Raw genomic sequence first — 20,408 nt, forward strand, 5'->3', positions numbered from 1 at the left:
AATAGATTATTCGTTTCTTCTCATTCTTCTTACACATTATCTAGTTTTGAGGGAATAAAAGCTTTTCATTAAGTGAAAAAACTTTTTAAAATTTCTCTTGCAAAATGCATAAAAGACGGTATAATAGATATTGTCTTTGAAAAAAATGTCTGGTGGCGATGGCGAGAAGGTCACACCCGTTCCCATACCGAACACGGAAGTTAAGCTTCTCAGCGCCGATGGTAGTTGGGGGGTTCCCCCTGTGAGAGTAGGACGCCGCCGGGCAGGATGCATTTTCATCCTTTTCAAAGATACGGATCGTGTATCCAAGTCGGAGAAATCATTATTATTCCGCAGTAGCTCAGTGGTAGAGCACTCGGCTGTTAACCGAGCGGTCGTAGGTTCGAATCCTACCTGCGGAGCCAATTTGGAGAGCTGTCCGAGAGGTCGAAGGAGCACGATTGGAAATCGTGTAGACGGTCAACGCTGTCTCAAGGGTTCGAATCCCTTGCTCTCCGCCATAGAAACTTTATATCTGGCCCCTTGGTCAAGCGGTTAAGACACCGCCCTTTCACGGCGGTAACACGGGTTCGAATCCCGTAGGGGTCACCAAACGGAGGATTAGCTCAGCTGGGAGAGCATCTGCCTTACAAGCAGAGGGTCGGCGGTTCGATCCCGTCATCCTCCACCATATATATTTTAAAACATTATTACCGTCGCGGGGTGGAGCAGTCCGGTAGCTCGTCGGGCTCATAACCCGAAGGTCGCAGGTTCAAATCCTGCCCCCGCAATCTGGTCCCGTGGTGTAGCGGTTAACATGCCTGCCTGTCACGCAGGAGATCGCCGGTTCGATCCCGGTCGGGACCGCCATTTTAATTAAGTGGCTCAGTAGCTCAGTCGGTAGAGCAAAGGACTGAAAATCCTTGTGTCGGCGGTTCGATTCCGTCCTGAGCCACCATTTAAATAATACCTGGTTATTCAGGGAATTTGATAAAATGGGTTTTTTAACACCAGAAAAAATGTTATAGTGGAGGGGTAGCGAAGTGGCTAAACGCGGCGGACTGTAAATCCGCTCCCTCAGGGTTCGGCGGTTCGAATCCGTCCCCCTCCACCACTTAATATAGGGGTATAGTTTAAAGGTAGAACGAAGGTCTCCAAAACCTTTGGTGTGGGTTCGATTCCTACTACCCCTGCCAATTTTATAATGGCGATTGTGGCGAAGTGGTTAACGCACCTGATTGTGGTTCAGGCATTCGTGGGTTCGATTCCCATCAGTCGCCCCATTATAAGTCACAAATGTAATAGTAAGAGCATACAATATATTGGGCTATAGCCAAGCGGTAAGGCATCGCACTTTGACTGCGACATGCGTTGGTTCGAATCCAGCTAGCCCAGCCATTTTTTGCGGAAGTAGTTCAGTGGTAGAATACAACCTTGCCAAGGTTGGGGTCGCGGGTTCGAATCCCGTCTTCCGCTCCAAAAATATATGGCGGCATAGCCAAGTGGTAAGGCAAAGGTCTGCAAAACCTTTATTCACCGGTTCAAATCCGGTTGCCGCCTCCACTAGATCAATAGTGGCAGCAAAAAAGCAAGACATATTAATATGCCGGTGTGGCGGAATTGGCAGACGCGCACGACTCAAAATCGTGTTCCTTCTGGAGTGTCGGTTCGACCCCGACCACCGGTACCACTCTTATTATAAACAGGATATCCTGTTTTCTTTATTTCATAGATTTATGTATGCGGGTGTAGTTTAGTGGTAAAACCTCAGCCTTCCAAGCTGATGATGAGGGTTCGATTCCCTTCACCCGCTCCATACATACGTGACTAACGCAGCATGTCGTTTCCAGTAAACGATAAGCTGCGTTTTTTAATTTATTTTTATTGTAGACGATATGAAGCCAGTGTTTTAATTAAGCAAAAGAATAAGGATGCATCAGCATCCTATAATTCTATATGTGCCCGTTCCTCCATGGATTTGGATAAACATATTCATGAGTGATTGTGTCATTTTTTGCATGCTCTCTGGTGAAGTTGATGGTCTTAAATATACAATATGCAGGGCATTTGTCGTCGATGCTGTTACGGCAGATCTTTCTGAATCGACAAATGGGCTTCCGAATGGTTCTTGTTCATCTGCAGAGATGATTAGGTTGGCAAGGTTATTGGTTCTTCCATTTAAACCTGTGTATTCTTCGCTCTCTTCTCCTAATTTAATTGTTACATTCCCTGTAAGTTTATCGCTGTCGTAAATTCCTATTGGAATTTGGTATTCAAGCGAGAAGAAATTATTCAAATCTATCGCACTATGTATCGATTGAAGGTAATTCTGCTTTGCGATCCTGCGGTAGAGGGCCTCGGCCGAGTGTCTATAACGGTTAGGGTCCTTCCCCGCTGATTTGAATATTGCCCGCCACTCTTTGATGCCTTCAAGCTCGGTTACGTTTTTTTCCAGAAGTTCGAAGTAAATTGATTCCTGGAAAAGCTGCAATCTGCCTTTTAACATTTGCGGAGACTCGCCTACCTGTATGTCTTTATACTCGATAACCCCGACAGAGAATCCAGGGATGAGATCGCATATCGACCTTGAAACTTGAATTTCCATTGATTCCACCTCCAAATCTGCTTTAAAATAGTTTATCATAAAAGTAATTTGCATTTAAATTTATGGGATTCCAATATAAATATCAAATTGGAGAGGAGGAATCTGCAAATGGATACAGCAAGTTTGAAGCAGGATATTATTGAATACAGCAAAACAATCGGGATTGATAAAATCGGCTTTGCGTCACCTTCAGCTTTTGAAGAGATGAAACTCAGGTTATACAGGCAGCAGGAACTTCAATATCAATCAGGGTTTGAGGAAAAGGATATTGAGAAGAGAACGGAGCCTAGCCTGATTTTTGACCATCCTAAATCAATCATCTCAATTGCACTAGCTTATCCTTCAAAGATGAAGACGAAAGTTGTCAGCAAGAAGGGAGAACGGCGTGGAATCTTCTGTCGTGCATCTTGGGGTACTGATTACCACATGGTCCTAAGGGACAGGCTGAAAAAACTGGAAGATTACATTGCTTCGAAGGTACCTGGCTCAATGTTCAAATCAATGGTCGATACGGGAGAGCTGGTTGACAGGGCAGTTGCAGAACGTGCGGGAATCGGCTGGAGTGGTAAAAATTGTGCGATTATAACACCTGAGTTTGGGTCATACGTCTACCTGGGGGAAATGATCACGAATATACCTTTTGAACCCGATATGCCTATGGAAGATCGCTGTGGGAGCTGCAATAAATGTGTGGAAGTTTGTCCTACTGGGGCACTTGTGCAGGGCGGGCAGCTTGACGCGCAGAAGTGCATTGCCTTCGTGACGCAGACGAAGGGTTTTTTGGCTGATGAATTCCGGGAAAAACTGGGCAATCGCTTATATGGCTGTGATACTTGCCAGACAGTATGTCCCGAAAACAAAGGGAAGGATTTTCACTTTCATGATGAAATGGAACCTGACCCTGAGATTGCGAAGCCTCTCCTGAAACCTTTACTGACCATGAGCAACCGTGATTTTAAAGAAAAGTTCGGGCACGTCTCCGGTTCGTGGAGGGGAAAGAAGCCTATTCAGCGCAATGCGATTATTGCCCTTGCGCATTATAAGGATGATACAGCAATACCAGAGCTGAAAATAGTGTTGAAGGATGACCCAAGACCTGTGATCAGGGGAACGGCAGCATGGGCGCTTGGCAAAATTGGCGGCAGTGAAGCGCTGGACGCACTGGAACATGCTTCTGCTGTTGAGCAGGAAGAGGAAGTACTAAATGAAATCAGTAAGGGACTGCAGTTTTTTAAGGACAACCCAGAGTCTAATATAACAGTGTAACAAGGATGGATTTAGTCAAATCCATTCTTTTTTTTAGGTTCATTTCTCAAACTTTGTGGCTATAGTCGTAAATTTGATTCTTAATATGAGAAATGAGCATGCAAACTTAATACCGAACAACTAATGGCTTTGATTTACGTTAAAATCGGCTTTTGGATTTTAACGACAATCTTGACGGAAATAGCCTTTTTTTATGCGTGAAATCCTGGAACGCTTCATAAATATGAAAGGTGAAGGGAGAGATGAACATGCGTGAACAACTGCAGGAACTTCTGGAACAGCGTGTCCTTCAATGTGTATCTATGCCGCGAAATCAACTGCACGAGTGTCCCAGTATAGAGATGAAAAAGCAGAGTTTTGCCAATAGGTCTGCCGAAATTGTAAAAGCAAAGGCAAACGGCAGAGTAATAGAGAAGTTTGAAGATAAGGAAGATGCTTCGGTTTTATATGAGGTTAATTTTCAGTATTTGATTAAGCAACGGGGACTATTTTACATGGAGGAGGAAGTGGAGAAGAGGCGGGCTGAATTTTACAAGGGCATCCTTGTCATGGATGAAAAGCTGAACGAAATCAGAGAATCCCCACAGGATAGTAAAGAAGCGATGCCTGTTGCTGCACTGCAGGAGGGAGGCCAGGCGAGGAAGGACTTTAAATATGACAGGCTGAAGGCAGTCCAGTATGCGGAAAGATGGTGGAATGACTACAATCCTGCATACAAGAAGTTCGAGGTCGACTGTACCAACTATATCTCGCAATGCCTTCATCAGGGGGGAGGACCGATGCGTGGGTATCCAAATCGAAGCAATGGCTGGTGGATGCAGAATGATAATTGGAGCTTCAGCTGGTCGGTCGCCAATGCGATGCGCTGGCACATCCCGGGTTCTAAGCTGGGCTTGAGGGGAAGAGCAGTTAACAGTGCCGATAAACTGAAACTTGGAGATGTCATCTGCTATGATTTTGAGGGTGATGGGCGTTTTGACCATACCACGATTGTTACGGGACATGATGCGGATGGGATGCCGCTGGTCAATGCCCATACGTATAACAGCAGGATGAGATATTGGGCATATGAAGATTCGACCGCCTATACTCCGAATATAAAATATAAGTTCTTAACAATTACGGATGATCATGACGATATTTAATGACATTCAGTAATAGTGCAGCTCCATTTCTTTTGCTGAGAAGGAGTGTAGTGGTATAATGGCTTTAGTTTTTATCAGAGGTGAAAGTCATGGCATTGCATGTTGTATTATACCAGCCGCTCATTCCAGCAAACACTGGCAATATTGCGCGCACATGCGCCGGTACCGATACCGAGCTTCACTTAATCAGGCCGTTGGGATTTTCGACGGATGACAAGATGTTGAAGCGTGCGGGCTTGGATTACTGGGAGCATGTGAAAATTCATTATTATGATTCCCTTGAGGACTTTTATGAACAGAACGAGGGCGGAGAATTCTTTTACGTGACCAAATTTGGCAAAAAGGCGCATTCTGATTTTGATTATAGTGCAACCGAGAAGGATTTCTTCTTTATTTTTGGCAGAGAGACAACAGGACTTCCTAAAGAAGTGATCGAAAAAAATATTGAGACATGTCTGAGGCTGCCTATGAATGAGAATATCCGTTCATTAAACCTGTCTAACACGGCTGCTATTTTAATTTATGAAGCACTTAGACAGCAGGACTATCGGGATTTGCGTAAATATTAGGAGGCCAATTTGCGGCCTCCTTTTTAGTATGGAAATGAGTAAAGGAGCTGTTACAAATGAACCAGGTAGTTGAAACAATTCTTAACCATCGGTCAGTAAGAAAGTTTAAAAATCAGGCACTGGATCGAGAGCAGATTGAAGGTATTGTGAAGAGTGCACAGGCAGCATCCACTTCAAGCTTCATCCAGGCCTATTCGATTATTGGGGTTACGGATCAAAATAAGAAGGACAAGCTGGCTGAAATTGCCGGGAATCAGGCTTATGTTGCAGCAAATGGACATTTCTTTGTGTTCTGTGCAGATTTACATCGCCATAAGGTCATAGCGGAGATGGAAGGTACAGATCTGGATGACTCGATAGAGAGTACAGAGAAATTCATGGTTGCCCTGATCGATGCAGCACTGGCGGCCCAGAATGCTGCTGTGGCTGCGGAATCTATGGGGATGGGTATTTGCTATATCGGCGGGATACGCAATGATCTGGGAGCTGTGAAGGAAGTTTTGAAGACACCAGAGCATGTTATTCCTCTGTTTGGCATGGCTGTGGGATATCCTGACCAGGAAACCGACGTGAAGCCGCGTCTGCCGCTCGAGCATGTGTATATGGAAAATGAGTATCAGCAAGACAGGGCATTGTTTGAAAAGCAGCTCGACGATTATAATGCGGTTACTTCGCAATACTATCGTGAAAGAACAGGCGGAAAACGTGAGGACACTTGGACGGGCCAGATGGCAAAAATGCTTGGGCGAAAATCAAGGTTGTATATGAAGGAGTTTGTGGAAAATCAAAAATTGAATAAAAAATAATTATGGAAAAGTAAAAAAGCTGCCAATTGGCAGCTTTTTATTTTTTTGTGATTCCCGGCTTATCATCGTAACCTGCAGTGAAGATTGCAGATAAGAATGTAATAGTTACACCTATAATTAGAATTAGTTTCATGTATGTAAGCCTCCCTTTAATTCGTTTTGTCCATATAAAATTTATTATATCCTATAATTTCGTAACTGTGAAGGATGGGCTTATTTTTTCACGTTCAAAGTAAAAAAGGACAATCATCCAGACGGAACGTTTACGCATGTTCAAATTGTTTGCTGCATAGAATTTATTAATCGTCTCTTGATAACGCTAGATGGGGAGGTCCATATGGATATTTTAAAAAAGATTGAGATGTATCGCCAGGGTGAAGAAAAGCTGAAGTGGGAAGGGACGTTCAGGGAGTATCTTGAAATTGTGAAGGAACAGCCATGGGTTGCTCAATCGGCACATTCTCGTGTATATAATATGATCAAAGACGCAGGGATAGAAAAGGATAAAGGCAAGAAGCGCTATTCCTTCTTTAATGCACAGTTGTTTGGGCTTGAGGAAGCACTTGAAAGGCTTGTCGAGGAGTATTTTCACCCGGCCGCGAAAAGGCTGGATGTCAGAAAGCGGATCCTTTTGTTGATGGGACCAGTAAGCGGTGGTAAATCGACTCTCGTCACGATGCTGAAAAGAGGACTGGAGGCGTATTCCCATACAGACAGGGGTGCAATTTATGCGATTAAGGGCTGCCCTATGCATGAAGACCCGCTGCATATGATTCCGCACCATTTGCGAAAGGATTTTTATGATGAATATGGCATTCGGATTGAGGGCAATCTGTCGCCGCTTAATATGATGAGGCTTGAACAGGAGTACGGCGGCAGGATTGAAGATGTCATCGTCGAGCGGATCTTCTTCTCTGAGGATAAGCGGACAGGTATCGGCACGTTCAGTCCATCCGATCCAAAGTCTCAGGATATTGCCGATTTGACCGGAAGCATTGACTTCTCTACCATCGCGGAATATGGATCTGAATCCGACCCGCGGGCATACCGGTTTGATGGTGAGCTGAACAAAGCGAACCGGGGAATGATGGAGTTCCAGGAAATGCTGAAGTGTGATGAGAAATTCCTCTGGCATTTACTGAGCCTGACGCAGGAGGGCAATTTTAAAGCGGGTAGGTTTGCATTAATCAGCGCGGATGAACTGATTGTCGCGCATACAAATGAAACGGAATACCGCTCGTTTATCTCAAATAAGAAGAACGAAGCCCTGCATTCACGTATTATCGTGATGCCGATTCCATATAACTTAAAAGTGTCCGAGGAAGAGAAAATCTATGACAAGATGATCAGGGAGAGTGACGTGAATGATGTCCACATCGCCCCGCATACTCTAAGGGTGGCTGCGATGTTCACGATTCTTACACGCTTGAAGGATCCGAAAAAAGGTGACATCGACCTGATTAAGAAGATGAGATTATATGATGGAGAGAGTGTCGAAGGTTACAACAGGGCTGATGTAGAGGAACTGAAAAAAGAGCATCAGGATGAAGGCATGAGCGGAATCGACCCTCGATATGTCATTAACAGGATTTCTTCTACGATCATCAGGAAGGAAGTCAAGACGATCAATGCTTTAGACGTTCTAAGATCACTAAAGGAAGGACTTGACCAGCACCCTTCCATTACAGCTGAGACAAGAGAACGTTACCTTAACTATATTTCTATCGCACGTAAGGAATACGATGATATCGCGAAAAAAGAAGTGCAAAAGGCATTTGTCTATTCATACGAAGAGTCTGCTAAAACTCTTATGGATAATTATCTTGATAACGTCGAAGCGTACTGCAACAAGGCGAAGATGCGTGATCAGCTGACTGGTGAAGAAATCAATCCGGACGAGAAACTGATGCGCTCCATCGAGGAGCAGATTGGCATTTCCGAAAATGCCAAGAAAGCGTTCCGCGAAGAGATTTTGATCAGGATTTCTGCCTATGCGCGTAAAGGCAAGAGGTTTGATTACAATTCACATGACCGCCTTCGTGAAGCAATCCAGAAGAAGCTGTTTGCTGATCTGAAGGATGTAGTCAAGATTACAACTTCAACGAAAACCCCTGATGAGACGCAGCTGAAGAAGATCAATAATGTCGTCGCAAGGCTGATCGATGAGCATGGTTACAACTCTACATCAGCGAATGAATTGCTGCGGTATGTTGGAAGCCTGTTAAACAGATAGATTGTGAGGACCTGCAGATTGCAGGTCCTTTTAGTTTATAAGTACCTGAAAGCGGGAATAGTACAGGCAAGAGGTGATGAACATGACTAAAAAAGATTTGCCGAAAGACTATGTCCCTAAAAATAGTTCAATGGCGCGTAATGAAGAAGAAATGGAAGATCTGGGCAAGCAAATGGAGCACCGACGCTCAGGTGAAGTCTTGAAAGAGGATTACGATAAAGTACCAGATCCGATTCAATTTGATAAAGCGAATGAAAAGAAATAACCTTTGCTGATCCAGCAGAGGTTATTTTTTTATAGAAATGTAATCATACGCTGCAACATGATTAGAGCATTCTCAATGGCTTTCGAAGTTAACTCAGTGGGCATTCAGGCAGTTTAAGAGAAAAATAAATAAAAGCTCTCCGAAGCTGTAGGAACTTCGGACAGGTTCAGAGAGTACAGAGGAAAAGCTGTCCGAACTAGGACAACTTCAAAGGGGAAGGAGGGAGAGTCGTCCAGGTCTGCCGCTGGGAAGAGCAATATAGAGGCTGTCCACGGAAAAGAACTTCTCCTTATGCTAGATAAAAGGACAATAATGCTCAAAAGGATTAAAGGGATAAAATGGGCTTGTCCATCCATAGGAGAAAAGGTTAATTGTCAAAATTATTTGTAAATTATTTTGTCTTCCTGCATAAGATAGAGTAATTACAATTCCCACAAGGGTAAAGTCCATCGGGATATTGTATGAAGGTATACTGAATTATGTTACTGTCAAAATGAAGATTTCAAAGGAGGGGTTGAAAATGACCGATGAAAGCAGTCACCAGTTTGTGATTTCCCAGGAAGATTGGTCCCTCCACCGCAAAGGACATGATGACCAACAGCGCCATCAGGAAAAGGTGCAGGAAGCAATAAGGAGCAATCTGCCTGATTTGATCACCGAAGAGAATATTATCATGTCCAACGGCAGGGATGTCGTAAAGATTCCGATAAGGTCACTGGATGAGTACAAAATCCGTTATAACTATGATAAGAACAAACATGTCGGCCAGGGGGATGGAGACAGTAAAGTAGGCGATGTCGTCGCACGTGATGGCTCCGGGCAGCAGCAAGGTCCTGGGAAAGGTCAAGGAGCAGGGGACCAGGCCGGGGAAGACTATTATGAAGCAGAAGTATCAATGATGGAGATTGAGGAAGCGTTATTCAAAGAGTTAGAGCTTCCGAACCTCAAGAAGAAGGAAGAACAGGAGCATCTCGTTGAAAATATTGAATTCAACGATATCAGGAAGACTGGATTGATGGGGAATATTGATAAAAAGCGGACAATGATGTCTGCTTATAAAAGGAACGCAATGACCGGGAAACCTTCATTCCATCCTATTTACAAGGAAGACCTAAAATTCAAGACGTGGAATGAAGTTGTGAAGCCGGATTCCAAAGCTGTTGTGCTTGCGATGATGGATACAAGCGGAAGTATGGGACTGTGGGAAAAATATATGGCGAGAAGCTTTTTCTTCTGGATGACGCGTTTCCTTCGATCCAAGTATGAAACAGTCGAAATCGAATTTATCGCCCACCATACAGAAGCAAAGGTAGTTTCCGAGGAAGACTTTTTCTCTAAAGGGGAAAGCGGAGGTACCATTTGTTCATCCGCCTATCGAAAAGCATTGGAACTTATTGATGACAAGTACAATCCAAGCAAGTTCAATATTTACCCATTCCATTTTTCAGATGGTGATAACCTGACCTCCGACAATGCCCGCTGTGTGAAGTTAGTAGAAGAGCTGATGAAGGTCTCCAATATGTTTGGCTATGGAGAAGTCAATCAGTACAACCGCCACTCGACCCTAATGTCCGCGTATAAAAACATTAAAGACGATAACTTCCGTTACTATATCCTCAAGCAGAAGGCCGACGTATTCCACGCGATGAAAAGCTTTTTCAAAAATGAAGAAAACAAAATGTATGCTTAAACAAAAATCGGCAGGATAAGGATCCTGCCGATTTTTTCTATATAAAAAACTCTTATATTAACAATCTATTATATTTCAATTCCAATCGCCTGGCTGCCCATCTGTACCCAGGCTTTTTCGAAAGGAGTCCGCGGAAGGGGTTTATAACCGTCACTGGCAAGGGGGTCGTTTACGTAAATGAATTCCTCGTCATAGCCTACGATCAGCACACTGTGTTCTCTGTAAGTGATCTTTACGTTTCCCGTATTAGTCTTCCAAGTAGTAAACTCCGATTCGGGAAGCGGCGCAAAAGTGGAGTTGGTGATAACCCAAACTGGCGAGCCGTTATCGATCAGTTGATATACATCATTTATTGATTTTCCGGTTATGTCTTTAATCTTCCCGGGCAGATAATTCTCTGCAAGATTTGCTACGGGGCCGTGGTATACGCCATATCCAGACTTGCTGAATGTATAGATATCGCCAACGAAGCCATCATATGGATTGCTGCGAACATAATTTGCGTCGCGGAAGGGAATTTTATGTATCTGCTTAGCCAAAGTCATCTTGTCAGCTTGTATTCCTTCATACTGCAGCAGCATAGTTAAGCTAGTTACTTCACACCCGCGTTGTAATTCTGGAAGCTGACTGATGTGCGGGACACCTTCAATTATTTTTTTCTCTTCAATACTGATGAAATCCTCGAGAACTTCTTTATCTTCAATATTTTTAGTTACCGAATGAGCTTCTGTACGAGTTATTTTTGGTGCAACTGAAGCTTGCGTTTCAGCAGTTGGATTTTTTATTGATCGCAAATTCTCCGCCCCAAGGTAAGTGCCCAGGAAAATGGTTCCGATTGATAGTGTTCTAATTAACAACTTTGTATCCAAAATATCTTCTCCTAACATTTCTCCTTCAAGTCGGGTATCTCTTACAATTTTAATCAAAATTCGACAATGATTCAATAGATTAATAGAATGATATTGGGAATTGGTTGGAAAACCGCCGTTTTTCTTGGAAATTTTCATATGCTTGCATCACCAAAAGTTTATTAGTTCCTGGTACAGCGAATATTCCACGATAGAAGTCTTCTCGATATAATAATTAAATGTAATGGGGAAGCTCATGTCAGAAAGTCGAAATTTTTTTATCGGAAAAAGTACATAAAAACAAATTAGGCGTAAGGTTCATAACTTTAGGTTTTTGGGAATATGGGGGAATATCAGTAGTTGAAACTGAAAGTGAAGCTTTGAAAAAATGAATTGGACAATCATTTTTATGACTGTATTCGGTAATACTATCTCTGTTATGAGTACAATTTTTTTAAAAAAACACAAATTTATGTTAGTGTATTTAAGTGCAAAAGTTGACGAAGGGAGTTTTTTGATGAAAAAGGATTCATCTGTTTTTTACATATCGACCGGGATTTTGCTCCTGATGGTCCTGTTCGGTGTGTTGGTACCAAAAAAACTTGAATCAGTTACTGCCAATATCCAGGCATTCATTACTGATACTTTTGGCTGGTATTATTTAATTCTTGTTTCTGCTATTGTAATTGTTTGTCTGTATTTTCTGATCAGTCCACTCGGAAAGATTAGACTTGGCAGGCAGGATGACCGCCCTGAATTTTCTACCCTGACATGGTATGCGATGCTCTTCAGTGCAGGTATGGGGATCGGTCTGGTTTTCTGGGGAACTGCTGAACCAATCAGCCATTATATGGTCTCGACACCAACTGGAGCGGAGGCGGGGTCTGACCAGGCTATCCGCGATTCAATGAGGTTCACGTTTTTCCATTGGGGTATCCATGCCTGGGCCATTTATGGGATTGTTGCGTTAGTTCTAGCTTATTTCAATTTCCGTCACGGAAAGCCAGGGTTGATTAGTGCTACACTAAGCCCGATTTTAGGCGAAAGGACGAATGGGGCAGCTGGAAAAGTAATTGACGTGATTTCGGTTGTAGCGACTGTAGTCGGCGTGGCAACAACTTTAGGATTTGGAGCTGTACAAATTAACGGTGGACTTTCTTACCTATTCGGAATACCTACTGGTTTCGTTACTCAATTGTTTATCGTCCTGATCGTAACTGTGTTGTTTATGATCTCTGCCTGGACAGGACTTGGAAAAGGTATCAAGATTTTAAGCAATGTTAACATGATACTTGCTGGGTTATTGCTAGTGGCGATGCTGTTTTTTGGACCCACCCAATTTATCCTGAATCTTTTTACCAACACAATTGGTACATACCTTCAAAATTTGCCGGCAATGAGTTTCCGGATTTCTCCTTTAAATGAAGATATCCGTTCGTGGATCAACGGCTGGACCATTTTCTACTGGGCATGGTGGATTGCCTGGGCACCTTTTGTAGGGATTTTTATAGCTCGAGTTTCTAAAGGCCGTACGATCAGAGAGTTTGTATTTGGTGTACTGCTAGTACCTTCTTTGATCGGCTTCCTATGGTTTTCTGCTTTTGGCGGTTCTGCCATCATGCTTGAGCATGATGGAATTGCAAGCATTTCTGAACTGGCTACGGAAGAAGCACTGTTTGGTGTTTTCGCCAATTATCCAATGAGTTCATTATTGTCGATACTGGCAATGATTCTGATCGGAACCTTCTTTATTACTTCAGCAGATTCAGGCACATTTGTTTTAGGAATGATGACAACGAATGGATCACTGACACCAGGAAATAGAATCAAATTCACTTGGGGAATCATGCTGGCGGCAATTTCTCTAGTCCTGCTATACTCTGGCGGGCTGCAGGCTTTGCAAAATACAATGATCGTAGCCGCATTGCCGTTCTCCGTCATTATGGCGTTAATGGCATTGAGTCTAATTAAGGCGTTGAACCAAGAGGCGAAAGAACTGGGAATTGGAAAAATCCCTAAACGTAAGTCTCAATAATAAGCTAAAGGAGTCATTCCGGTTTTAAGGGATGACTCCTTTTTTTAAAGGCTCTGTTAAAGCTAAATGTTGTTTTTACATCCTGTTGATTGTAGTGGAAGGCGCGAAGACTCCTGCGGGATGAGCAAGTCATCGGGAGACCCCGCAGGCGCTTGAAGCCGAGGAGGCTCCCGGACTGCAAGGAAGAATTTGATTTTTGAAAAAGGCGGCAGTTGGGCTTTTTCTTAATTCTTCCCCGCGGAAAGCGAAGCGCCTGGAACGAAGATCAACAGCCAAGGTTAACAGAGCCTTTTTAAAAAATAGCAATGTATAAAATTCATTTCAAGAATAGTCGAGCTCCAGTTCAGTCGGGACTAACCAAGGACTGGAGCTTTTCAGACACGAGGATTGGTTCATTACCAATCCTTATTTTTTTTTCAGAGACAGTAGAACAAAATGTTCGTAAGAGAATGGACATTTGTAAAAGTATGGTTAATTATGAACATTTTGTTCTTTTTCAAAATGTAAATGTTTTCATCCGTATTTTTTGCTAAAATGAATGTATTGAATTAAAGTCAGTTCCAAGGGTGATCACGAATGGAAAAAGAAAAATTATTAAAGATAATCGAGGCAGCCAAGCTTTATTATTTACTTGATTATAACCAGAATGATATTGCCAGAGAGCTGGGAGTATCGAGGCCGACCGTTTCAAGGTTCCTGCAGATCGCGAAGCAGGAGGGGATCGTCGATATCAAAATCATGGACCCGACAGAGGATGTAGAGAATTTGTCAGCGCAACTTGAACAGAAGTTTGGGTTAAAAAAGGCAATCGTCACCCATATTCCGCAATATGAGGACAGTGTCATCAAAACATATCTCGGGGAGAAGGCCGCGACTTTCTTGAACGAAGTGGTTGAACATGATGATGTTATCGGTGTCACTTGGGGAACGACCCTTTATCATGTCGCACTCGAGCTTAAGCAGAAGCCGTCCAAGAATGTCAAGGTTGTTCAGCTGAAGGGCGGAGTCAGCCATTCTGAGACGAATACGTACGCGAATGAAATACTGTATTTATTCGGAAAGGCCTTCAATAGTGCACCTCATCATCTCCCGTTGCCGGCAATCGTTGATCATGTCGTGGTAAAACAGGCGATGGAAGCGGACAGGCATATCAAAAAGATTCTGGAGATGGGAAAGCAATCCAATATTGCCGTCTATACAATCGGCCCGATAAAGTCTGAATCTTTATTGTTCCAGTTAGGATACTTTACAGAAGAAGATCTGCAAGTCATATATTCAAAAGCTGTAGGCGATATATGTTCGCGTTTTTTTGATAAAGATGGAAAGGTTTGTAGCGAAAATCTGGATGCGAGAACTTTGGGAATAGAACTTGAAGAGTTAAAAACGAAAAAATATTCAGTATTGGTTGCAGGCGGAGCTCACAAAATAGATGGTATTTATGGAGCTTTAAAAGGGAAGTATACAAATGTACTTGTAACGGACCAATTTACGGCAAAATTTTTGTTAGATAAGTAAGGATTCAGTGACTTGAATAAAAGCCATAAGATAAAAACAAATACCCGATAGGTTTAAAGCCTTTGCGGGTATTTTTGTCGAAATGATGAAAAGGTATAAATTTCATTTTACATTTGTTCAAAAACTTATTTACAAAAGTTCTTTAGTTCTGATATATTTGCTATAGAAAGTTTGAGTTAAACAAATGTAAACGTTTTATTGAAATTTTTTTCATAGCATTTGTAAACGTTAACAACAGTTCAGCAAATATCACAACAAGAGGTGGGGGCAACAATGAATATCTTATGGGGTTTGATTGGGATTGCAGTCGTATTGGGAATTGCATTTATTTTCTCGAACAACAAAAAATCCATTAATTTAAGGACAATCCTTGGCGGGTTGGCCATCCAATTCATTTTCGCATTCTTAGTATTGAAATGGGAAACAGGTAAACTTTTACTGAAAAAGCTTTCACTTGGTGTCAATGAAATCGTCAACTATACAGATGCTGGTGTGCAATTCTTGTTCGGCGGATTGTTCCAGGCTGAAAATATTGGCTTTGTATTTGCCTTCCAAGTATTAACGGTTGTTATTTTCTTCTCTTCTTTAATTTCTGTACTTTACTACCTGGGAATCATGCAAGTGGTCATTAAGATCCTGGGCGGAGCGCTTTCTAAATTACTTGGTACGAGCAAGGCTGAATCACTATCAGCTGCTGCTAACATTTTCGTAGGCCAGACAGAAGCGCCGCTTGTTGTTAAGCCTTACATCGCGAAAATGACTCAGTCAGAGCTTTTTGCAATCATGGTTGGTGGCCTGGCTTCTGTTGCAGGTTCCGTATTGATTGGTTATTCATTATTAGGTGTTCCACTGGAATACTTGCTTGCAGCAAGCTTCATGGCTGCGCCGGCAGGTTTGATCATGGCTAAAATCATGATTCCAGAAACAGAAAAATCTGAGTCATCTGATGAACTAAGAATGGAAAAAGATACTGATTCAGTTAACGTGATTGATGCTGCCGCTAAGGGAGCAAGCACGGGTCTTCAGTTAGCTTTGAATATCGGTGCAATGTTGCTTGCCTTCATCGCATTGATTGCCTTGATTAACGGAATTCTTGGGTTCTTTGGAGGATTTTTCGGAGCCGATAACTTAACGCTTGAAACTATCCTGGGCTTTGTATTCGCACCACTTGCTTTTGCAATCGGCGTACCTTGGGATGAGGCTGTGAAAGCCGGCGGATTCATTGGTCAAAAGTTAATCTTGAATGAATTTGTAGCATACTCTTCATTTGCACCACAAATCGAACAATTATCTGCTAAAACAGTAGCAATCATTAGTTTTGCTCTTTGTGGATTCGCAAACGTATCTTCAATGGGAATCCTGCTTGGCGGTCTTGGAAGCCTTGCTCCAAATCGTCGCGGAGACATCGCTCGCATGGGTGTACGAGCTGTCATCGCAGGTATGCTTGCATCATTATTGAGTGCGGCAATGGCAGGTATGCTTTTATAAAAATGAGGTAAGAGAAGGACTTTTGTCCTTCTCTTTTTTTGCATTGAGTTATAATAGGTAAAAATGAACGGAAAGCTGTGATAATTAATGTGTTTGATTTTATTTGCCTACAAGGCGCATCCAAAGTATAAGCTTATCATGACTGCTAACAGGGATGAAGCCTATGCCCGGGATACTGCGCCTGCTTATTTTTGGGAAGATGCTCCAGGGCTGCTCGCCGGCCGGGATCTTGAAAAAATGGGAACATGGATGGGCGTGACGACTTCAGGCAAGTTTGCTGCCCTGACGAATTATCGCGATCCAAGTGAAACCACGGATGGGAAAAGAACAAGAGGGGAGCTTGTTGCAGATTTTCTGAAAGGGACTGATAACCCGCAGGACTATTTAGAGGGATTGGTCAATCGCCGTCATGAATATCCGGGTTATAATCTTCTAGCCGGGAATTTGGAGGAGCTTTATTATTATTCCAACCGTGGAGGACCCTTGCAAAAAATTGAACCAGGCATTCATGGTGTCAGCAACCACTTACTTAATACGGACTGGCCAAAGGTAGAACGAGGGAAGGCGGGACTTGCCAGCATTATTTCTGAAGAGCATGCAGATCTGGTTGACCAGTTATTTGCCCATTTGGAAGATGCTGACCCTGCACCAGACCATCTGCTGCCTTCAACAGGAGTCTCGCTGGAGTGGGAGCGTCTGCTGTCACCGATGTTTATCAAAAGCGATGGATACGGGACGAGAAGCTCTACCGTCATATTGATCAATGAAAAAGAAATTTATTTTAATGAACGGGTTCATACAAAGAATCAGCGATCAAATCAGGAATTTTTAATAACTTTGTGAAGCAACACAGACAACCACGAATACGGTTGTCTGTGTTTTATTTTCTTTTTAATGAAGAGCTTTAAAGGCGATTCGTTGTTCTGCGACAAATCTAATATAATCTTTATTTAGGCAAAGCTTTGGACGGCAGCTTTATATTCCGCTTTTAAATTTTCTATGATTGTCCGGACCGGCAAGATTTCTTTAATTTCACTTACCCTAGAGCCAGCGAATACAAGGCCATTCTCTACATCGCCGGCAACGGAGGTGAGCAGAGAGTCCAGTGTGCAAAATTGATAGGAGCAATTTTTCAGGCAATCACGACATTTTTTGATCCTAAGTTTATCTGAGGTGGTGATTAGCTTGGTGAATTGGTTGGCAATGGCCCGACCGTGCAGCCCTACTGTGGTTTTTACCAGTATTGTATCTTTTTCAGTGGCTGACACGTATTTCTCCTTGAAGCTTTGCGGAGCGTCGCATTCATCACTGGCAACAAACCTTGTACCCATTTGGACGCCAGAAGCTCCAAGGGACAAAGCCTTAGCGATATCAGCCCCAGTCATGATTCCTCCAGCAGCAATCACCGGGATGGACACCGACTCAACAATCTCAGAAAGTATGTCAAAAAGGGGCTTGTCAGTCCCAAGATGCCCGCCTGCCTCAAATCCTTCAACTACCACTGCAGCAGCACCAAGGCGTTCCGAGATTTTAGCCAGCTTGGCAGAGGAGACAATCGAAATGACCGGAATACCCGCTTGCTTTCCCCATGAATACATATCTCGTGAAATTCCGGCTCCTGATATGATGAAATCAACCTTTTCATCTAGTGCGGCTTTCATTTTTTCGGCAAAATCATTCATTGCAAACAACACATTTACCCCGATGTATCCATTACCCTGTGTTAGCTTCCTGGCTTTCCTGATATGCAGACGCATCTCTTCAACCGTGATTCCTGTTCCCGAGATGATACCAATTCCGCCTGCGTTTGCAACCGCTGATGCCAATCCGCTGAGCGAGATGCCTACCCCCATACCGCCTTGCATAATAGGGACACTTGGTGCCATATGGCCAATTTTAAGCTTTGGGAAATCCATGCTAAAAACCCCTTTCTTAATTTATTCCTTTGAAGTTTAACATGCAGAGTTTTAAAAAGATGTGATTTTTAGCACCAGATACTATATTTAGGTATAACTATTTGGTATTGATTTTTAAGAAATGAAAAAGACGCAGAAACTAATCTGCGTCCAATTGTATTGATTTTAGAAATCGAAATTATCCGGATCGGGACCTACACGCTCATTCTTGTTTAAAATGTTCAGACGGTCCATATCCTCAACAGTAAGCTCGAAATCAAAGATATCTGCATTTTCGATAATACGATGTTCCTTGATTGATTTAGGAATCGTCACCACTTCATTTTGTAAATCCCAGCGCAGGATCACTTGTGCAGGTGATTTCTGATGCTTTTCTGCAATTTCGACGATTGTTGGTTCTGATAAAAGCTCTCCCTGCTTCAAAGGAGACCAGGCTTCCAATTGGATGCCTTCAGCTTTGCAGAACTCAAGCAGCTCGGTCTGGGCCAGATGCGGATGATACTCGACCTGGTTAACCATTGGCTTGATTTCAGCTTCAGCCATCAAATCTTTAAGATGATGGACGTGGAAGTTGCTCACGCCAATGGCGCGGACTCTTCCATCTTTATAAAGCTTTTCAAGCGCCTTCCAGGTCTCCTTATATTTGCCTGCTACCGGCCAGTGAATCAGGTAAAGATCCAGGTATTCAAGTCCAAGCTTTTTCATGCTAGTCTCAAATGCCTCGAGTGTGGATTCATAACCCTGGTCAGAATTCCATACCTTGGTTGTGATAAACAATTCTTCACGCGGAACACCAGCTTCTTTGATTCCCTGCCCCACGCCTTCCTCGTTCTTGTATACTGCTGCAGTATCGATGCTCTTGTAGCCATTTTTAAGCGCTGCTTTAACAGATTCTACAACTTCAGAACCTTCCTGGACCTTGAACACACCAAGACCAAACCATGGCATCTTGACACCATTATGTAACGTCGTAGTATCCTGGAGATTTTGTGGCATATCATGCGCCTCCTTATCAATTCAATTGCTATTTTATTTTCTCATATTTGTTGATTGGTAAAAAGTAATTGGACTTCCCTGAATGACTGTAAACTAAAAAGATGGCTCTTCTGTCAGGTTCGTGACAGCTTTTGTCCATTCACCGGAAAAGCTGTCAAGAAAACGCGGGAATTGTGACAGCTTTTGCCCATTCAGCGGAAAAGCTGTCAAGAAAACGCCGGAATCGTGACAGCTTTGGCCCATGCACCGGAAAAGCTGTCAAGAAAACCCCGGAATCGTGACAGGTTTGGCCCAATCACCGGAAAAGCTGTCAAGAAAACCCCGGAATCGTGACAGCTTTGGCCCATGCACCTGAAAAGCTGTCAAGAAAACGCCGGAATCGTGACAACTTTGGTCCAATCACCGGAAAGCTGTCAAGAAAACGCGGAAATCGTGACAACTTTGGTCCAATCACCGGAAAAGCTGTCAAGAAAACGCGGGAATCGTGACAGCTTTGGCCCATTCCCCGGAAAAGCTGTCAAGAAAACGCCGGAATCGTGACAGCTTTGGCTCATTCACCGGAAAAGCTGTCAAGAAAACGCGGGAATCGTGACAGCTCTGGCTCAATCACCGGAAAAGCTGTCAAGAAAACGCGGGAATCGTGACAGCTTTGGCCCATTCCCCGGAAAAGCTGTCAAGAAAACTCCGGAATCGTGACAGGTTTGGCCCAATCACCGGAAAAGCTGTCAAGAAAGGACTTTTATTCTTAAAATCAGGGTAAATTCAAGATATAGATAATGGAAAAGACCCAAAAGTGAAAGGAGAACGACGCTTATGATCATCAAAATACTGGGGCCTGGCTGCGATAAGTGCAAAAGTCTTGAAGAGAGTATAAATGCTGCTGTCAAGGAAGCGGGTGTCGCGGCGGTCGTCGAAATGGTGGAAGATAATAAGGAGATCGAAAAGTATAAAGTGAAGAGTACGCCAGCTTTGGTCATTGATGAAAAAGTTGTTTCAGCGGGGCAACAGCTGTCATCACAAGAAGTGAAGACTTTATTTTAATTCAGATCAGG

At 43.1% G+C, this 20,408-nt stretch carries 17 protein-coding genes, 15 tRNA genes and 1 rRNA gene; 29 read left to right on the plus strand and 4 right to left on the minus strand.

Translation table 11 applies throughout. The features are described 5' to 3' along the window. Window positions 1–148 precede the first annotated feature (148 nt). From rrf to J7E32_RS02485, 16 genes are all read left to right on the plus strand, one after another. Window positions 149–264: ribosomal RNA gene (rrf, locus tag J7E32_RS02410) — 5S ribosomal RNA — on the plus strand. 65 nt (window positions 265–329) lie between these two features. Then, window positions 330–404, plus strand: a tRNA-Asn gene (locus J7E32_RS02415). Window positions 405–408: 4 nt separating this feature from the next. Then, a tRNA-Ser gene (locus J7E32_RS02420) sits at window positions 409–500 on the plus strand. 16 nt (window positions 501–516) lie between these two features. Next, a tRNA-Glu gene (locus J7E32_RS02425) sits at window positions 517–591 on the plus strand. Window positions 592–594: 3 nt separating this feature from the next. Further along, a tRNA-Val gene (locus J7E32_RS02430) sits at window positions 595–670 on the plus strand. A gap of 26 nt (window positions 671–696) precedes the next feature. Then, a tRNA-Met gene (locus J7E32_RS02435) sits at window positions 697–770 on the plus strand. Window positions 771–773: 3 nt separating this feature from the next. After that, a tRNA-Asp gene (locus J7E32_RS02440) sits at window positions 774–849 on the plus strand. A 12-nt stretch (window positions 850–861) separates the two neighbouring features. After that, a tRNA-Phe gene (locus tag J7E32_RS02445) sits at window positions 862–937 on the plus strand. A gap of 71 nt (window positions 938–1,008) precedes the next feature. After that, window positions 1,009–1,093, plus strand: a tRNA-Tyr gene (locus J7E32_RS02450). Window positions 1,094–1,101: 8 nt separating this feature from the next. Continuing rightward, window positions 1,102–1,175: transfer RNA gene (locus J7E32_RS02455), tRNA-Trp, on the plus strand. Window positions 1,176–1,186: 11 nt separating this feature from the next. Beyond that, window positions 1,187–1,262, plus strand: a tRNA-His gene (locus tag J7E32_RS02460). A gap of 40 nt (window positions 1,263–1,302) precedes the next feature. Further along, window positions 1,303–1,377, plus strand: a tRNA-Gln gene (locus J7E32_RS02465). Window positions 1,378–1,383: 6 nt separating this feature from the next. Then, window positions 1,384–1,458: transfer RNA gene (locus J7E32_RS02470), tRNA-Gly, on the plus strand. A 9-nt stretch (window positions 1,459–1,467) separates the two neighbouring features. After that, window positions 1,468–1,542, plus strand: a tRNA-Cys gene (locus J7E32_RS02475). 42 nt (window positions 1,543–1,584) lie between these two features. Then, window positions 1,585–1,669, plus strand: a tRNA-Leu gene (locus tag J7E32_RS02480). A gap of 52 nt (window positions 1,670–1,721) precedes the next feature. Next, window positions 1,722–1,795: transfer RNA gene (locus J7E32_RS02485), tRNA-Gly, on the plus strand. Window positions 1,796–1,915: 120 nt separating this feature from the next. Here the strand turns inward: J7E32_RS02485 and J7E32_RS02490 are convergent. Beyond that, complete coding sequence (locus J7E32_RS02490; protein WP_214903088.1) at window positions 1,916–2,584, minus strand: B3/B4 domain-containing protein; 669 nt, start codon at window positions 2,582–2,584, stop codon at window positions 1,916–1,918. Between the two features lie 108 nt (window positions 2,585–2,692). Between J7E32_RS02490 and queG the strand changes: the two genes are divergently transcribed. The 7 genes from queG to yhbH all read left to right on the plus strand — a co-directional run bounded on the left by queG (window position 2,693) and on the right by yhbH (window position 10,558). Then, the gene (gene queG, locus J7E32_RS02495) at window positions 2,693–3,850 is read left to right on the plus strand and encodes a tRNA epoxyqueuosine(34) reductase QueG (RefSeq protein ID WP_214903089.1); all 1,158 of its coding nucleotides are present in this window, start codon (window positions 2,693–2,695) and stop codon (window positions 3,848–3,850) included. Window positions 3,851–4,098: 248 nt separating this feature from the next. Continuing rightward, window positions 4,099–4,995, plus strand: a complete 897-nt coding sequence (locus J7E32_RS02500; protein ID WP_214903091.1) for an amidase domain-containing protein — start codon at window positions 4,099–4,101, stop codon at window positions 4,993–4,995. A gap of 89 nt (window positions 4,996–5,084) precedes the next feature. Continuing rightward, window positions 5,085–5,564: a tRNA (uridine(34)/cytosine(34)/5-carboxymethylaminomethyluridine(34)-2'-O)-methyltransferase TrmL gene (trmL, locus tag J7E32_RS02505; protein WP_214903093.1), complete on the plus strand. Its 480-nt coding sequence runs from the start codon at window positions 5,085–5,087 to the stop codon at window positions 5,562–5,564. A gap of 56 nt (window positions 5,565–5,620) precedes the next feature. Further along, window positions 5,621–6,370, plus strand: coding sequence for an oxygen-insensitive NADPH nitroreductase (gene nfsA, locus J7E32_RS02510; RefSeq protein ID WP_214903095.1), 750 nt, complete (start codon window positions 5,621–5,623; stop codon window positions 6,368–6,370). 337 nt (window positions 6,371–6,707) lie between these two features. Then, complete coding sequence (locus tag J7E32_RS02515; protein WP_214903097.1) at window positions 6,708–8,603, plus strand: PrkA family serine protein kinase; 1,896 nt, start codon at window positions 6,708–6,710, stop codon at window positions 8,601–8,603. A gap of 82 nt (window positions 8,604–8,685) precedes the next feature. Further along, window positions 8,686–8,868 (plus strand): hypothetical protein, encoded by a 183-nt coding sequence (locus J7E32_RS02520; RefSeq protein WP_214903099.1) that lies wholly within the window; start codon window positions 8,686–8,688, stop codon window positions 8,866–8,868. A 520-nt stretch (window positions 8,869–9,388) separates the two neighbouring features. Beyond that, entirely contained in the window at window positions 9,389–10,558 is a 1,170-nt protein-coding gene (gene yhbH / locus J7E32_RS02525) for a sporulation protein YhbH (RefSeq protein WP_214903102.1), read from the plus strand. Between the two features lie 68 nt (window positions 10,559–10,626). Here yhbH and J7E32_RS02530 read toward each other — a convergent pair whose 3' ends face one another. Next, window positions 10,627–11,427 carry a C39 family peptidase gene (locus J7E32_RS02530; protein WP_286182613.1) on the minus strand — a complete coding sequence of 267 codons (801 nt, stop codon included), beginning with the start codon at window positions 11,425–11,427 and terminating at the stop codon, window positions 10,627–10,629. 496 nt (window positions 11,428–11,923) lie between these two features. On the opposite strand from J7E32_RS02530, the gene J7E32_RS02535 reads away from it, so the two are divergent. From J7E32_RS02535 to J7E32_RS02550, 4 genes are all read left to right on the plus strand, one after another. Next, window positions 11,924–13,441: a glycine betaine uptake BCCT transporter gene (locus J7E32_RS02535; protein WP_214903107.1), complete on the plus strand. Its 1,518-nt coding sequence runs from the start codon at window positions 11,924–11,926 to the stop codon at window positions 13,439–13,441. 576 nt (window positions 13,442–14,017) lie between these two features. Further along, on the plus strand, window positions 14,018–14,956 hold the full coding sequence (locus J7E32_RS02540; RefSeq protein WP_214903110.1) for a DNA-binding transcriptional repressor DeoR: 939 nt from the start codon (window positions 14,018–14,020) through the stop codon (window positions 14,954–14,956). Window positions 14,957–15,229: 273 nt separating this feature from the next. After that, the gene (locus J7E32_RS02545) at window positions 15,230–16,444 is read left to right on the plus strand and encodes a NupC/NupG family nucleoside CNT transporter (protein ID WP_214903113.1); all 1,215 of its coding nucleotides are present in this window, start codon (window positions 15,230–15,232) and stop codon (window positions 16,442–16,444) included. A gap of 87 nt (window positions 16,445–16,531) precedes the next feature. Beyond that, window positions 16,532–17,287, plus strand: coding sequence for an NRDE family protein (locus J7E32_RS02550; RefSeq protein WP_214903116.1), 756 nt, complete (start codon window positions 16,532–16,534; stop codon window positions 17,285–17,287). Window positions 17,288–17,394: 107 nt separating this feature from the next. On the opposite strand, the gene J7E32_RS02555 is transcribed toward J7E32_RS02550, so the two are convergent. Together J7E32_RS02555 and J7E32_RS02560 are read right to left on the minus strand one after the other, a co-directional pair. Continuing rightward, window positions 17,395–18,360 carry an NAD(P)H-dependent flavin oxidoreductase gene (locus J7E32_RS02555; RefSeq protein ID WP_286182614.1) on the minus strand — a complete coding sequence of 322 codons (966 nt, stop codon included), beginning with the start codon at window positions 18,358–18,360 and terminating at the stop codon, window positions 17,395–17,397. 165 nt (window positions 18,361–18,525) lie between these two features. Then, complete coding sequence (locus J7E32_RS02560; protein WP_214903119.1) at window positions 18,526–19,356, minus strand: aldo/keto reductase; 831 nt, start codon at window positions 19,354–19,356, stop codon at window positions 18,526–18,528. A 329-nt stretch (window positions 19,357–19,685) separates the two neighbouring features. Between J7E32_RS02560 and J7E32_RS02565 the strand changes: the two genes are divergently transcribed. Further along, window positions 19,686–19,844, plus strand: coding sequence for a hypothetical protein (locus J7E32_RS02565; RefSeq protein WP_214903122.1), 159 nt, complete (start codon window positions 19,686–19,688; stop codon window positions 19,842–19,844). A 325-nt stretch (window positions 19,845–20,169) separates the two neighbouring features. Further along, entirely contained in the window at window positions 20,170–20,397 is a 228-nt protein-coding gene (locus tag J7E32_RS02570; RefSeq protein WP_214903124.1) for a thioredoxin family protein, read from the plus strand. Window positions 20,398–20,408: the final 11 nt, after the last annotated feature.

It is taken from the genome of Bacillus sp. ISL-55 (genome assembly GCF_018613155.1).
Taxonomy (GTDB): Bacteria; Bacillota; Bacilli; order Bacillales; family Cytobacillaceae; genus Mesobacillus.

Bases quoted from the DNA above. Each gene is read 5' to 3' on its own strand.
- J7E32_RS02490 (WP_214903088.1), bottom strand. From the start codon at position 2,584: ATGGAAATTCAAGTTTCAAGGTCGATATGCGATCTCATCCCTGGATTC.
- queG (WP_214903089.1), top strand. From the start codon at position 2,693: ATGGATACAGCAAGTTTGAAGCAGGATATTATTGAATACAGCAAAACA.
- J7E32_RS02500 (WP_214903091.1), top strand. From the start codon at position 4,099: ATGCGTGAACAACTGCAGGAACTTCTGGAACAGCGTGTCCTTCAATGT.
- trmL (WP_214903093.1), top strand. From the start codon at position 5,085: ATGGCATTGCATGTTGTATTATACCAGCCGCTCATTCCAGCAAACACT.
- nfsA (WP_214903095.1), top strand. From the start codon at position 5,621: ATGAACCAGGTAGTTGAAACAATTCTTAACCATCGGTCAGTAAGAAAG.
- J7E32_RS02515 (WP_214903097.1), top strand. From the start codon at position 6,708: ATGGATATTTTAAAAAAGATTGAGATGTATCGCCAGGGTGAAGAAAAG.
- J7E32_RS02520 (WP_214903099.1), top strand. From the start codon at position 8,686: ATGACTAAAAAAGATTTGCCGAAAGACTATGTCCCTAAAAATAGTTCA.
- yhbH (WP_214903102.1), top strand. From the start codon at position 9,389: ATGACCGATGAAAGCAGTCACCAGTTTGTGATTTCCCAGGAAGATTGG.
- J7E32_RS02535 (WP_214903107.1), top strand. From the start codon at position 11,924: ATGAAAAAGGATTCATCTGTTTTTTACATATCGACCGGGATTTTGCTC.
- J7E32_RS02540 (WP_214903110.1), top strand. From the start codon at position 14,018: ATGGAAAAAGAAAAATTATTAAAGATAATCGAGGCAGCCAAGCTTTAT.
- J7E32_RS02545 (WP_214903113.1), top strand. From the start codon at position 15,230: ATGAATATCTTATGGGGTTTGATTGGGATTGCAGTCGTATTGGGAATT.
- J7E32_RS02550 (WP_214903116.1), top strand. From the start codon at position 16,532: ATGTGTTTGATTTTATTTGCCTACAAGGCGCATCCAAAGTATAAGCTT.
- J7E32_RS02555 (WP_286182614.1), bottom strand. From the start codon at position 18,360: ATGGATTTCCCAAAGCTTAAAATTGGCCATATGGCACCAAGTGTCCCT.
- J7E32_RS02560 (WP_214903119.1), bottom strand. From the start codon at position 19,356: ATGCCACAAAATCTCCAGGATACTACGACGTTACATAATGGTGTCAAG.
- J7E32_RS02570 (WP_214903124.1), top strand. From the start codon at position 20,170: ATGATCATCAAAATACTGGGGCCTGGCTGCGATAAGTGCAAAAGTCTT.